The sequence below is a fragment of the Mucilaginibacter sp. OK268 genome, assembly GCF_900103125.1.
Taxonomy (GTDB): Bacteria; Bacteroidota; Bacteroidia; order Sphingobacteriales; family Sphingobacteriaceae; genus Mucilaginibacter.
The window spans coordinates 1-13,583 of sequence record NZ_FNJV01000005.1 but is presented as its reverse complement, the minus strand read 5'-3'; the positions used below and the strand labels follow the sequence as shown (position 1 = coordinate 13,583).

Below are 13,583 nucleotides of genomic sequence, written 5' to 3'. Positions count from 1 at the left end.
GATGTCTGAGTTAGATCCCCGAAATAGGGCCGCATTGGTACTGATGGCTTTGCTGGTTATATTAACCCTGGTTGAAATGGGTTTAAGCTACTGGGAAAACCGTAAATACTATGAAAAACGCGATACTTTTGTCAATATCTACCTTACTTCAATCGCGGTAGTTACCAACCTTTTAGTTAAGACCAGTACTTTTTTCATGCTGAGTTTTGCTTATCAGTTCAGGCTTTTTCAAATACACAACGTTTTTCTGTATTGGTTTGTACTGGTTGTTGTGCAAGACTTTTTGTACTGGGTGCTGCATTACACCGGGCATTATTGCAGGTTTTTTTGGGCCATGCATGTAACACACCACTCATCAGAGCATTTTAATTTAACCACAGGTTTCCGGTCAACGGTTTTTGAGCCATTTTATCGTACTTTTTTTTATTTACCCCTCGCGTTGATGGGATTTAATGCGATTGATATTTTATATGCCTATCTCATTACTCAGCTGTACGGAAATATAGTACATACACAATATAAGGTTGCACTCCCTAAATGGTACGGTTGGCTGTTTGTAACGCCGGCGCATCACCGGGTACATCACGCTTCAAATATTCCTTACCTGGATAAAAACATGGGTATGATGCTTATCTTGTGGGACAGACTATTCGGAACTTTCAGAGACGAGGACCTATCTGAACCGGTTAAATACGGGCTTACCAAACAACCAGAAGATATGGGTCCGGTGAATATTATTTTTCACGAATGGAAAGCGCTGTTGCATGACGTTAAACAGGCTCCTGGTTTCCGGAACAAATTAGGATACCTGTTAAACCCACCAGGATGGAGCCACGACGGTAGTACACAAACGGCTCGTGCACTGCAAAGGGAATACGAAAAACAAGCTTTAGGCAAATAAAATTCTGTTCAGCTTGTTTATTTTACAAAAAATAAAATTTCCTATTGACAAAAACATTTTTTACCGTACATTTACAACGTAATAAAAAACAAATGAAATTTACAAGCGCATACTATTTCGGTTACTACTTTTACTTTAACAGTGAGAGCCGGGACTAATATGTACTTAACACACACATAAAGAACTTAAAAAGTCCCGGCACAAAATGCCGGGACTTTTTGCTTTAACAGGGTTTATGAAGATAGAAAGACCAAGAGTTGCAATCCAGGGAATACGTGCTTCTTTTCATGAGGAAGCTGCTTTACGTTATTTTGGAGAGAACACGCAAACCATTGAATGTAACACATTCAAACAAACTTTTGAGACCCTAAAAAACAGGGAAGCTGATTATGTGGTGATGGCTATAGAAAACAGCATTGCCGGAAGTATATTACCTAACTATACTTTATTGCTTGATTATGGTTTCCCGGTAGTGGGCGAAATTTATCTGCCTATTCAGTTACACTTAATGGCATTGCCTGGTGTAAAATTCGAGGATATTAAATATGTAACCTCCCATCCTATCGCCTTACGCCAGTGTGTTGATTTTTTTGATGAATATCCACATCTTAAAATTGTGGAAAGTAATGATACAGCGGCTTGCGCCAAACGCATCAGAGAAGAGCAGTTGACCGATACTGTTGCCATTGCAAATTCACTTGCCGCCAAACTTTACGGATTGGATGTACTGGAACGCCGCATAGAATCAAACAAGAAGAATTTTACCCGTTTCCTGATCCTTACCCACCATGATAATGTGGAAAAGAAGAATTCTAATAAAGCTTCGCTTTGTTTTCAGGTAAGTAACAAAGTGGGCGCATTGGCCAAAGTGCTTAATATTTTTGCCGAAGAAGGTGTGAATATGAGTAAGATACAATCTATGCCTATTTTAGGTAAGCGTAATGAATATAATTTTTACGTGGACATTGAATGGGACGAGCAAAAACAATACGATACATCAATAAGACAGATACTTAAATACACTCATAACTTTAACATACTTGGTGAATATGAAAGACATGACGATGAATTAACTCCCAAACCTCAAAAAAACGACCGGATACGGAAGTATATCAATATCCGCAGAAATATCTAAGACCCGTAATTAATAATTGAAGATTTAAACAAAATATAAAAACACACCGGTAAATACCGGACAAATAACAAAACAATGAAACTGAATTTAAACATACAGCCGCTTCATACCTGGATCAAAACCGGAAAAGAACCATTGGTAATAGCAGGCCCCTGCAGTGCAGAAACTGAAGATCAATTAGTAGCTACGGCTCACTTATTAGCGCAAACCGGCCGCATCTCTGCATTACGTGCAGGTATTTGGAAACCACGTACCCGTCCGGGCGAATTTGAAGGCATTGGCAGCATAGGCCTGGAATGGCTTAAACGCGCAAAAGAAGAAACCGGATTACCTACAGCTGTGGAAGTAGCAACTGCTAAACACGTAGAAGAAGCGTTAAAAGCAGGTGTTGATATTTTATGGGTAGGCGCGCGTTCAACCGTTAACCCTTTTACTGTACAGGAAATTGCTGATGCCTTACGTGGTGTTGATGTACCGGTAATGGTTAAAAACCCGGTAAACCCTGATCTTTCTTTATGGATAGGTGCTTTAGAGCGTATCAACAATGCCGGTATCACTAAACTGGCAGCTATACATCGTGGATTTTCATCTTACGAAAAATCGGCTTTCCGTAATGAACCAATGTGGGATATCGCTATCAATTTAAAAACACTGGCTCCTGAATTGCCGATCATTAACGACCCAAGCCACATTTCGGGTAATCGCGACCTGATTGGTTACATCTCGCAAAAGGCATTAGACCTTGACATGCAAGGCTTAATGATCGAATCACATATCGACCCAAGCGTAGCCTGGACAGATGCTAAACAACAAGTTACTCCTGCTGCCTTAGCTGATATTATTGATCACCTGGCTTTACGTAAACCAGAGATCCGTAACGCAGAATTAAGCGACAAGCTTGCTGAGCTACGTAACCAGATCGATAAAATTGACGACCTGGTTATCCAAAAAATTGCTGAGCGTATGCAAATTGCCGAGAAGATCGGAAACTACAAAAAAGACAACAACATTACCATTTTACAAGTAGGTCGTTGGGATGAGATCGTTCAGAAACGCACCAACTATGCAAAAGCGTTAAAGTTAGGTTCTGAATTTACTGAGAAATTATTAGAGCTTTTACACAGTGAGTCGATCCGCAGGCAAACCGAGATCATGAACACCAATGAGGCCGGACAAGCAGCAGAGAAACTTACCCACGTATAATATCATATACTGATGCAAAACGTCATCCTGAAAAAAAGCAATAAGCAAATAAACGGCACGGTACATCTTACCGGATCAAAAAGCGAGTGCAACCGTGCATTGGTTATAGAGGCTCTGAGCAATGGTAAAGTGAAGGTAGAGAACGTATCAGACGCCGCCGACGCAGTATTGCTGGCCGGTATATTACGGTCGGCAGTGGGCAGTGAGCAGTTAGCTACTGCCCATGATCCATCGACTATAGACCATGGACCACAAACTGTTGACATCGGCCCTGCCGGTACGGCCATGCGTTTTTTAACCGCCTATTTTGCTATACAGGATAATGAAGTAATATTAACCGGCAGCCAAAGGATGAAGGAAAGACCGATAGGCATATTGGTCGACGCGCTGATAGAGTTAGGTGCCCATATTGATTATGAAGAAAAAGAGGGTTATCCCCCTATAAAACTAAAAGGCAGTTTCGGGCAGCTAACTAGTAAGATCAGTATTAAAGGTAACATCAGCAGTCAATACATTACTGCCTTGTTACTCATCGCTGCACGGCTGCCTTTTGGTTTGGAGCTCCATATTGAAGGTGAGTTAACCTCTCGCCCTTATGTAGAAATGACGCTTGCCATGCTGGAAACAGCAGGTATTCAACATCAATGGAAAGATAACGTTATTGCCATAACCAATCAGGAGTTTACTACCACTTCATTACATGTTGAACCAGATTGGAGCGCGGCATCATACTGGTACGCCATTGCAGCGCTTGCTGATCAGGCGGAGCTTTTCTTAACCGGCCTAACACCGTATAGCTTACAGGGCGACAGTGTGATCACCGAGATCATGGCTAATTTTGGTATCACTTCGCAATTCAAAGATGGCGGTGTTCAGCTAACCAAGGAGCATAAACCGTTTAGTCATAAAGTATTCGATCTGAAGGAATGCCCTGACCTGGCACAAACTATTATTGTGGTGTGTGCCGCCTTAGGTCATGAAGCAGCATTTACAGGCCTGGAAACTTTAAAAATAAAAGAAACCGACCGTATTTTAGCTTTGCAAACCGAACTGGCAAAAATGGGTGTAAAACTAATTGAGAACAACGAAGTATATCAATTGGATTGCAGCGAAAAGTTTATTCCTGAGCGCATGTTTATCAATACCTATCATGATCATCGTATGGCTATGGCATTTGCACCGCTTGCCCTGATCATTCCTCAATTGGAGTTTGAGAACGGACCAGTAGTTGATAAATCATACCCCGCATTCTGGACCGACCTGGCCAAACTTGGCTTTGAGGTTCAGGAAGTAGAAGGATAAGGTTAAGGTTAAATTAACTACTAAATGTCATTGCGAGCGATAGCGTGGCAATCCCCGACACACAGAGCAGCTTTGCTAATTGGAGATTGCTTCGTACCTCGCAATGACGATTTTAATAAATAGATTTGCGATGAACCGTCTCAAATCTCATATCTAACATCACATATCTAATACCATGGCAGGCAATTCATTCGGGCAAATATTCAGGATAACAACCTTTGGCGAATCGCATGGCGAAGCCATTGGGGTAATTATTGATGGATGCCCCGCGCAATTACCGGTCGATCTGGATTACATTCAGGGCGAACTGGATAAACGCAAACCCGGTCAGTCAAAAATAACCACGCAGCGTAAAGAAAGTGACACTGTAAAGATCCTTTCAGGCGTATTTGAAGGTAAAACCACAGGGACACCTATAGCAATGCTGATCCCAAATGAAGATCAGCGCTCCAAAGATTATAGTCATAATGTGGACGTATTCCGCCCCTCCCATGCCGACTATACTTACCAAACCAAATATGGTATTCGAGATCATCGTGGTGGTGGTCGCTCATCCGCCCGCGAAACCGCCGCACGCGTTGCTGCAGGGGCCTTAGCCAAGCTTTTACTAAAAAGCCAGGGTATTGAGATAGCGGCCCACGTAAGCAGCGTGGGAACCATCAACGCGCCTAATGTAAGTATCGACAGTGTACAGGAGTTTATTGACGAACGCGAAAAAAACATCGTACGCTGTGCCGATCCGGCCACCGCCGAGGAAATGATCGCTTTTATTGACAGTGTACGTAAAGATGGAGATACCGTTGGCGGCAAGATCAGCTGCCATATAAAAAACTGCCCTGTAGGCCTTGGCGACCCGGTTTTTGATAAGCTTCATGCCGATCTGGGTAAAGCCATGCTGAGCATTAACGCCGTTCATGGCTTTGAATATGGCTCGGGCTTTGCCGGTAGTGAAATGCGCGGATCAGAACATAACGACATTTTTGTAAAATCACATTTAGGCGATATCAGCACCATTACCAACTTCTCTGGTGGTATACAAGGCGGTATCAGCAACGGAATGCCTATCGAGTTTAAAGTAGCCTTTAAACCGGTAGCCACCATTATGAAAAGCCAGGCGACCATTGACAGTGAAGGCAATGCTGCCGAAATATCAGGCAAGGGCCGTCATGATCCTTGTGTGGTACCACGCGCCGTCCCTATTGTTGAAGCCATGGCCGCACTGGTCTTGGCCGATCATTGGCTCAGGAATCGAAACTCTATTTTAAGCTGAAAGCTCAAGGCATAAAGCCTAAAGCCACTTAAATAGTTCGAAAAGCCCGAAGCCCATAAAAAGCTTTGGGCTTTTCGCTTTAAGCTTTCTGCTTATAATTATCTTTGTAAACCTATGCTAACCTCTGTCATCCAATTATACAAACAAGCTTATAGCGGACTATCTAAAAACAGCTGGTACCTGAGCATAGTGATGTTCATCAACCGGAGCGGAACTATGGTGGTGCCGTTTATGAGCATTTATACTATCCAGCAGTTGCATTTTACCATCGTACAATCGGGTTGGGTAATGGCATTTTTTGGTATCGGGGCCATATCAGGCGCGTTTATTGGTGGCAGGCTAACCGATAAGATCGGCTTTTACGACATTCAGGTGGGCGCGTTGCTTATTGGTGGCATATTATTCCTTGTATTGGGTTATCAGCGTACTTTTTTGAGTGTAAGCATTGGTACTTTCATACTCAGTATCTGTAACGAGTCGTTTCGCCCGGCAAACTCTACAGCCATAGCGCATTACAGCAACGACGAGAACAAAACCCGCTCCTACTCCTTAAACCGGCTGGCAACCAATTTGGGCTGGGCCTTTGGCGGCGGATTGGGCGGTTTCCTGGCCTCATTCAACTATCATTTACTTTTTTGGGTGGATGGCTGTACCAATATTTTTGCCGCGCTTTTACTATTGAAACTGATGCCTCACGCAACGATCAGGAAAACCGTTAAAGACCTGGCAGATAAAGCCATAGCGTCCACGTCAGCTTATAAAGATGGCGTTTATCTTATGTTTATCTTATTATGTACTTTGTTTGCTACCTGCTTTTTTCAGTTCTTTATTATGCAGCCGGTGTTTTATAAGATCCAATGGCATTTTAATGAGCGTTTTATAGGCTTTCTGCTGGCTTTAAATGGTATACTCATCGTACTGATCGAGATGGTATTGATCCATAAACTCGAGGGTAAAAGAAACCCGCTTACTTATATCAGCGCGGGTATTATTATAGCCGGTACCAGCTTTGCGCTATTAAATTTATTGCCGCATGCTGCATGGGTAGCTATATTAGTCGTAGTGATGATCACCCTGGGCGAGATCATGAGTATGCCCTTCATGAATGCCTACTGGATAAACCGTACTACCAACAACAACCGTGGCGAATATGCCGCATTGTACAGTATGTCGTGGTCAGCGGCGCAGATCATTGCTCCCGCAGTTGGCAGCCAGATCATCGCTCATGGCGGTTTTACGATGCTTTGGTGGGTATTAGGTTCGGTATGCCTGCTCTCCTCAACCGGCTTTTTTGTGCTAAAAAGGCTAACTCCTCATAATAAACCGACAATAATCATAGTTGATTAATTTATAAATGAAAAAAGCCATTATACTAGATTTGGATAATACTATATATCCGGTAAGTTCCATCGCCGAATACTTATTTGCCAAAGTGTACGATTTTTTAGATAGCCTGGCTAATGAATTAACTGTTGATCAAATAGATCTGGCTAAAGAAGAAATGAAAAGAAAGCCATATCAACAGGTGGCGAATAAGTATAACTTCAGTGAAACAGCCAAATTAAGGGGACTTGAATTACTCAGAAACCTGGAACATGATTTGCCTATGCAGCCATATGTCGATTACAAATTTATTAGCGATACAAAAACGGACAAATTTCTGGTTACTACAGGATTTACTAAACTACAATGGAGTAAGATCCGGCTTTTGGGCATAGAAAATGATTTTAAAGCTATATACATAGTTGATCCGGAAATTTCATCTGAAACAAAAAAAGAAGTTTTCCTCCTGATCATGGATACTCATGGGTACAAACCCGAAGACTTGTTGATTGTCGGCGATGATCCCGAATCAGAAATAAAAGCTGCTACAACCTTAGGTATTGATACATTTTTATTTGATCCGGAAAACAGACACCCCAATGCAACTGTAACCCATGTTTCAAACAGCCTTAAAGATGCAGTGGCTATATTTTCTTAAACCTCGTTGTTTTTCAACACTTTAACAGTAACCAAAAGCTGTCCTAAATGTCGCATGGTATGCTCTGCGGTATGTACATACAGCCCAATTACGGTTGATGGCAGTTGCGCCCGGCCCACCCCGCGAAACTCTTTCAAGGTTTGCTCATCAATTGTAATCAATTGACTAATAGCTTTATCAACCCCATGATCAAACTGTTCTACCAGATCAATTACAGTTATATTTTCGGACACCTTTCCTTCAGCCGACAGGTAATCCAACTGCTCTGCTGTAAGCGCTTCACCCCTGGCATAGGTAAAAAGCCTGTTTAGTACCCCTGTTAAGTGCTGCATGTGAAAACCAGGGGATGCCATACCCGCCACCTTTTGCCACAATAAACTATCCGGGAAACCGGCCATCAGTTCATGCAGTTCTTCCCGGGTCTGGAGCAGGGCCTGGGCCACGGGTTGGAGAAGCTCCGGCACATCCTCCAAAGGTCCCCGGAGCCAAACTTCAGTTTTGTTTTTTGCTGTCATCGTTTTCAGAAAATTGGTTCGGTTTTAAGCCCCCAAAAACTTTTTAAACCTTTAATTTTAACAATTTTTTAGTCAAAACAGGATAAAAAAGCGTGATTATTGCCCATTTTAACAAAGTTTTAACGCCATTTTAACACTTTTTAACAAATTTTTGATGGGTTTTGAAAGGTTTAAAAAGTATTAAATAACTGACATTCAAACAACTATGTAAAAAATGGTCGATTTTTGCTCCCTTTTTCCCTTAACTAAACAGCCCGGTTTTCTCTTGAAAAAGAAAACCGGGCTGTTGATATATACAAATATACACATTTAGGTTGGGAGTCTCAAGTTCTGAGTCACGGATTTTAAGGAGGTCAACCCAAGACTTAGAGGTGTTTGGAGGGAATAAAAAGGTTGTCATTTCGAACGAGGTACGAGGAGAAACTATCTCTTGAGCGCAGCGAAAAATCTTCTGCGATTTGCAACCGAAACCTTGCATCAAGCAGAAGATTTCTCCTCACCCCACCACTTTGTCCATCGCTGTTTGTCGAAATGACAAGCTTTTTTTGATAGATGGGTATTTTTTCTCCCGGCAGTCAATTATTTCGCATCCCCATAACGCAGTTCCATCGGTATGATGCCGCCGTTGCCGTTTTCGGGGGCGTAGAGGATATCCAGCGATGGTTTGCCTTGCTTCTCCAGGTATTCAACCCTGATGGTGTAAAACCCTTTTTGTAAGGGCAGCAGGTACGATTTAATACCTGCCGTTTGCTGGGTAAGTATCAATTGGTTATTGATGTATATTCTGGACTCACAGTCTCCGCGTAGCCCAAAAATGTAATAGCCGGTTTGCGTTATTTCCAATTGCCCGTTAAACACACATGCAAAGTTTTGCTGTTTGGGCAGTTTGCTGAGGTCGAAGTCTTTACCCGCCCAGTCTTTTTTAAGAGGTTTTAGGTTTTTAAAGTTGGGCAGGGTGTTCCAGTTGCCCTCATAGTAAGCATAGTTCCAACCGCCGGGGCTGAAATTTTTGATTTGCGGGCCGGCGGGCAGGGTATTACCTATACTGAAATTAGCGCTCGCCTGCTGCTCGTATCCCGGGCGATAGGTCAATTCTTTCAAATTCAATTGCGTAGTATTATGGAGCATCAACTCATTACCCGCCATTTTGGGCGATGCCATGGTAGGCACGCTGCCATCGGTAGTATAATGAAGTTCTTTCACAAAATCGCCCTGAAAACGCATCTTAAAAGGTTTATCCTTCAGTAATACACCGCCCGCGGGGTAAAAATTTAAATCCTGTTTGCTATACCCGTGGTAGGTTAACTTTAAGCCATCATACACCGTACGGAAGATCATACTGTTATGTGTTTCGTCATTATACAACATCAGCTTATAATGGAAACCGGCGGGAGCCGCCTTTTTTATTATCGAATCCATGGTGTTTACCCGCTGTTCTTGGGCCGGCTCTCCCTCGCGCCCGGTAATTAATAAAGTGGTATTGTTTAAGTCGATCTTACCTATGCTATCCCGTACCAGTTTGGGCAGATAATCCTTGTCCCACCAAAAGCTTGGGTCGGCCAGCAGATATGATTGAAAAAGCCGGGGTTCCTTCATCAGCGTATACATCCCAAACAGTCCACCTAAGGAGCCGCCATGATAAGTATTCATACCGGTAGTCCGGTATTTTTTGTTAATGTAAGGCATCAGCTCGGTTTTTATAAAGGCAATGTAACGGGCAGCCCCGCCAGTTTGCGGATCACCGTTTGTCCGGGTGGGCGTAAGATCGCGTCCGCGCATGTTTTGGCCTTGCAGCATGGTATTGGGCAGGCTCACCATAATATTAGCCGGCATAAACTGGATCTCTAAAAACCGCTCGATATTGCCTACTATCTGGGTATTCCATTCTCCGTCGGTAATATAGATCACATCGTATTTGGTAGCAGCGGTATCACTGTAACCTTCCGGCAGTACAATCTCAATCGCCCGCTTTTCTTTGAGTATATTGGAGTAAATAGTATCGCGGATAATATTTAGCGATTTCAATTGCGCCAAAGCGCTGCTTGTTAAACAAACCAACAGGACAGAGAACAGGATAACAGTTTTTTTCATATAGATATATTAAGGGACTAGCTATGAAGGTAGCCATAATTGAGACTACGCCCGACCTCAAAACGTTACAACCAAAAGATCATTTAGCTTACTCCGTATCGCAGGAACTTTCCCTCTTTACAGTATCTTTGTGTGGAAATATAGAAATGGCGGTTCCAAATGGTACACCTTATAGTTTATACACCAATAAGCTTGGGCCAGGGTTCTGCCGTTTTGATATAAAACAGCGGTTTTTTAAATTAATCGTTGTCATTTTGCTTTGTGGTATGGCTATTGCTTACACAAGAATAATTAACTACACTTTTATCATGATTTTTGCCTTCTCAAAAAAGACCTCTGTTTACCTGCTGATATTGGGTCTTTTTGTATCCCTGTTTGCTTTTCAAAGCTGCAAGAAAAAGCATTCAGCCATAGCCGATCAACTTTTTAAAACAACCCAGAATAAAGTATACGAGGACGTTGACCCTGATACGCTGGCTGCGGCGTTGAAAAAAGAGATCGAAGGTCAAAAATCAAAGATCGCGAACGAGCCTGTGATCGAGGCCTTTATAAAGGGGAATGATTACCAGCCCGTTTTAGTGATGAACCATTTTTTTAATGGCGATCTGGATATACTGCCCGATTATTTTGACAAGATCACCGAACACGGATTGAGTAAAAAGCCTTACCATATTACAGCCATTAGAACCCTCGTGGCCAAATTTCATGACAAAAATGGCATCCTGACAACTGATGAAGCTTACCACGAACTTGCCCGGCTTGAATTGCTTACCGCAAGTTCGCTGATCAAATATTCCAATGCCATGCAATATGGGGTGGTGAATCCCCGGAAAATATTTTCCCGATATTTTACCGCTACCAAGCGACCGGATAGCATCAGCATGAAAAATGTACTGTTGGTAAAAGATTTAAAAGCTTACCTCGACAGTATACAACCTGCCGATCCTCAGTATAAGATCCTGCAAAAGGCTTTCCTGAACGGCACTGTGATAGATGGCCTCTCTGCAGAGGAATCCAAACGGTATTTTCTGGTGAACATGGAACGCCTGCGCTGGAAAAATAAACCTACCGAACCAAAATATGTGATCGTGAACATCCCCGATTTTAAACTGGATGTGATGGAAGGCGGCAAATCTGTTTTAAATATGAAAGTTTGTGTGGGCCAGGGTCGTAACATGGATGCCCACGCCAGCCTGATTTCCTATGTGGACAGTGACCGGTATGACAAACCTTTCCCGCGTGAAACACCGCAGCTGAGCAGCGTGATCCATAGCGTTGAGGTAAACCCAACCTGGAACATCCCGCGAAGCATAGCCACCAAAGAGATCATTATTGAGGCTGCCGAAGACCCCTACTACTTATCAAACAAGAACATAGATGTTTATAAGGACGGGATTAAAATTGAAGATCCGGAGTCGATAGACTGGTCGACCGTGACCGCGGATAACCTGCAATACGATTTTAAGCAACGCCCGGGTGAGGATAATTCGTTAGGGAAAATAAAATTCCTGTTCAAAAACAGGAGCAGTGTATATCTGCATGATACCCCTGCCAAATCGGCCTTCAGAAAAGCCATGCGTGCGGTGAGCCATGGTTGTGTGCGCCTGGGAGACCCTCAGGGGCTTGCTAAGAACCTTTTTGGTGAAGGCGAGGACTATGATACCATTGCCAAAGATATGAGCGAGGATAACCCCGAACCCACCAATATCGGCCTGCCTAAAAAAACACCTATATACATTACCTACGTTACCTGCTGGACAGATGATGCCGGTGTATTACAACACCGCCAGGATGTGTACGGACTGGATATTGTACTGTATGATCATTTAAAACCGTTGATGAATTAAGAAGGCAGAAGCAAGAATCGAGAGTCAAGAATCAAGATAAAAATTAAAAGTTGATTTGGCTGTTTTTCTTGACTCTTGACTCTAATCTCTTGGTTCTCTTCCCCTATAGTCTGGCTAAATCAAAAGCGGTTGAATCTGCCGATATAAAATTCAGCGGACCGTTTTCGTCAAGATATTTGGAGCTATAGTTATCATCGTTGCCATTGATAAACAATACCGTTTTACCTTTGATGGTATTGATCACCTTATCAATAACCCTTGGCGATACTGCCGGGCAGCCAAAACTGCGACCTACGTACCCTTTACGGTTAATAGCAGCCTGGCTTACATAGTTGGCTCCGTGAATCACAATATCGCGCATACGGGCGTTGCTGTTAAACCCTTCATCAAGGCCATCTAAATGTAAAGAACGGCCATGTTTGCCCATGTAAACATTATCGGTAAGGTAAAAACCTAAACTGCTTTGATGCGAGTCGTTCCTGTCAGAAAAACTGGTCGCCATTTCATCGCCACTCCCCTGTCCGTGAGCCACCCAGGTATTGAGTAACAATTGCTTGCTAAACAGATCAATGATCCACATACGTTTTTCACGGCTCGATTTGGTAAAATCGACCACCGTTAATACAGAACTGCTTTGTGGTAATAGATGATTGAGCTTTAAATTGGTATAACCTGTAACCGCTTTTTCAAATACATCAAATGCCAAACCGGTTTGCTGTAAGCTGGCCGTTTGGTATAAACTATTTACATACTGACTAAATAGTTCCTTTGCATTTAGAGTTGAATTTACTTTTCTGTCTGATTTGTTCGCACCTTCGGATCTCCAGCTGATAATTGTTGTAGCTAAAAATAGAACCGAGAATGTGACACACCATAAGTGTTTCCTCATACTTGTGTTGAGTTTAATTTTAAACAATAATTTAAATTAGCAACAGGTTAAGTCGGTAACTGACCGGATTAGGAACCGGCCAATTACAAATGTATAATTTTTTACTTAAGTCAAAATCATTTTAGGATATTTTTTTACTAAAATGAAAATAAATTTAAGATAAAGCAATTAAGCCTCAATTTATACGGAGAAAAACGGTAAAAGGTTAGAGATATTGTTGCGAAGGGGAAAATTGGAGTAAAAAATATGTCATTGCGAGGAGGAACGACGAAGCAATCTCCTCGCTCGCGTATAAACAAGCGAGGAGATTGCCACGCTACGCTCCTTTAGATTAGCATAATTATTATATTGGACTATTTGATTGAGCAAGAAGCAGGGTAAACTAAGCTTCGCTCCGAGTTAGTGACTCACATTGCGATTAAGACCCTGCTTCCTTTTCATCAACCTTA

The 13,583-nt window shown here is 42.5% G+C and carries 11 protein-coding genes; 8 read left to right on the top strand and 3 right to left on the bottom strand.

What is annotated here, in order from left to right; all coding sequences use genetic code 11:
• Position 1 precedes the first annotated feature (1 nt).
• From BLR84_RS16685 to BLR84_RS16655, 7 genes are all read left to right on the top strand, one after another.
• Entirely contained in the window at positions 2-901 is a 900-nt protein-coding gene (locus BLR84_RS16685) for a sterol desaturase family protein (protein WP_090470410.1), read from the top strand.
• Positions 902-1,136: 235 nt separating this feature from the next.
• The gene (locus tag BLR84_RS16680; protein WP_090470408.1) at positions 1,137-2,036 is read left to right on the top strand and encodes a prephenate dehydratase; all 900 of its coding nucleotides are present in this window, start codon (positions 1,137-1,139) and stop codon (positions 2,034-2,036) included.
• A gap of 75 nt (positions 2,037-2,111) precedes the next feature.
• A complete protein-coding gene (locus BLR84_RS16675; RefSeq protein ID WP_090470406.1) occupies positions 2,112-3,239 on the top strand; it encodes a chorismate mutase in 1,128 nt (375 codons plus the stop codon).
• A gap of 9 nt (positions 3,240-3,248) precedes the next feature.
• Positions 3,249-4,541: a 3-phosphoshikimate 1-carboxyvinyltransferase gene (aroA, locus tag BLR84_RS16670; RefSeq protein WP_369829186.1), complete on the top strand. Its 1,293-nt coding sequence runs from the start codon at positions 3,249-3,251 to the stop codon at positions 4,539-4,541.
• A 175-nt stretch (positions 4,542-4,716) separates the two neighbouring features.
• Positions 4,717-5,811, top strand: a complete 1,095-nt coding sequence (gene aroC / locus BLR84_RS16665; RefSeq protein WP_090470403.1) for a chorismate synthase — start codon at positions 4,717-4,719, stop codon at positions 5,809-5,811.
• A 114-nt stretch (positions 5,812-5,925) separates the two neighbouring features.
• Positions 5,926-7,158: an MFS transporter gene (locus BLR84_RS16660; RefSeq protein WP_090470400.1), complete on the top strand. Its 1,233-nt coding sequence runs from the start codon at positions 5,926-5,928 to the stop codon at positions 7,156-7,158.
• Positions 7,159-7,165: 7 nt separating this feature from the next.
• Complete coding sequence (locus BLR84_RS16655; RefSeq protein ID WP_090470398.1) at positions 7,166-7,792, top strand: HAD family hydrolase; 627 nt, start codon at positions 7,166-7,168, stop codon at positions 7,790-7,792.
• Here BLR84_RS16655 and BLR84_RS16650 read toward each other — a convergent pair.
• Together BLR84_RS16650 and BLR84_RS16645 are read right to left on the bottom strand one after the other, a co-directional pair.
• Positions 7,789-8,307, bottom strand: a complete 519-nt coding sequence (locus tag BLR84_RS16650; RefSeq protein WP_090470395.1) for a DinB family protein — start codon at positions 8,305-8,307, stop codon at positions 7,789-7,791. The two genes, BLR84_RS16655 and BLR84_RS16650, sit on opposite strands and share 4 nt — an antisense overlap.
• 579 nt (positions 8,308-8,886) lie before the next feature.
• A complete protein-coding gene (locus BLR84_RS16645; RefSeq protein ID WP_090470393.1) occupies positions 8,887-10,398 on the bottom strand; it encodes an alpha/beta hydrolase-fold protein in 1,512 nt (503 codons plus the stop codon).
• A gap of 23 nt (positions 10,399-10,421) precedes the next feature.
• On the opposite strand from BLR84_RS16645, the gene BLR84_RS16640 reads away from it, so the two are divergent.
• The gene (locus BLR84_RS16640) at positions 10,422-12,245 is read left to right on the top strand and encodes a L,D-transpeptidase family protein (protein ID WP_255366966.1); all 1,824 of its coding nucleotides are present in this window, start codon (positions 10,422-10,424) and stop codon (positions 12,243-12,245) included.
• A 103-nt stretch (positions 12,246-12,348) separates the two neighbouring features.
• On the opposite strand, the gene BLR84_RS16635 is transcribed toward BLR84_RS16640, so the two are convergent.
• Positions 12,349-13,134, bottom strand: coding sequence for a murein L,D-transpeptidase catalytic domain family protein (locus tag BLR84_RS16635; protein ID WP_090470390.1), 786 nt, complete (start codon positions 13,132-13,134; stop codon positions 12,349-12,351).
• Between the last annotated feature and the right edge of the window lie 449 nt (positions 13,135-13,583).

Coding starts and splice junctions, on each gene's coding strand:
- BLR84_RS16685 (WP_090470410.1), top strand. CDS start 2: ATGTCTGAGTTAGATCCCCGAAATAGGGCCGCATTGGTACTGATGGCT.
- BLR84_RS16680 (WP_090470408.1), top strand. CDS start 1,137: ATGAAGATAGAAAGACCAAGAGTTGCAATCCAGGGAATACGTGCTTCT.
- BLR84_RS16675 (WP_090470406.1), top strand. CDS start 2,112: ATGAAACTGAATTTAAACATACAGCCGCTTCATACCTGGATCAAAACC.
- aroC (WP_090470403.1), top strand. CDS start 4,717: ATGGCAGGCAATTCATTCGGGCAAATATTCAGGATAACAACCTTTGGC.
- BLR84_RS16660 (WP_090470400.1), top strand. CDS start 5,926: ATGCTAACCTCTGTCATCCAATTATACAAACAAGCTTATAGCGGACTA.
- BLR84_RS16655 (WP_090470398.1), top strand. CDS start 7,166: ATGAAAAAAGCCATTATACTAGATTTGGATAATACTATATATCCGGTA.
- BLR84_RS16650 (WP_090470395.1), bottom strand. CDS start 8,307: ATGACAGCAAAAAACAAAACTGAAGTTTGGCTCCGGGGACCTTTGGAG.
- BLR84_RS16645 (WP_090470393.1), bottom strand. CDS start 10,398: ATGAAAAAAACTGTTATCCTGTTCTCTGTCCTGTTGGTTTGTTTAACA.
- BLR84_RS16640 (WP_255366966.1), top strand. CDS start 10,422: ATGAAGGTAGCCATAATTGAGACTACGCCCGACCTCAAAACGTTACAA.
- BLR84_RS16635 (WP_090470390.1), bottom strand. CDS start 13,134: ATGAGGAAACACTTATGGTGTGTCACATTCTCGGTTCTATTTTTAGCT.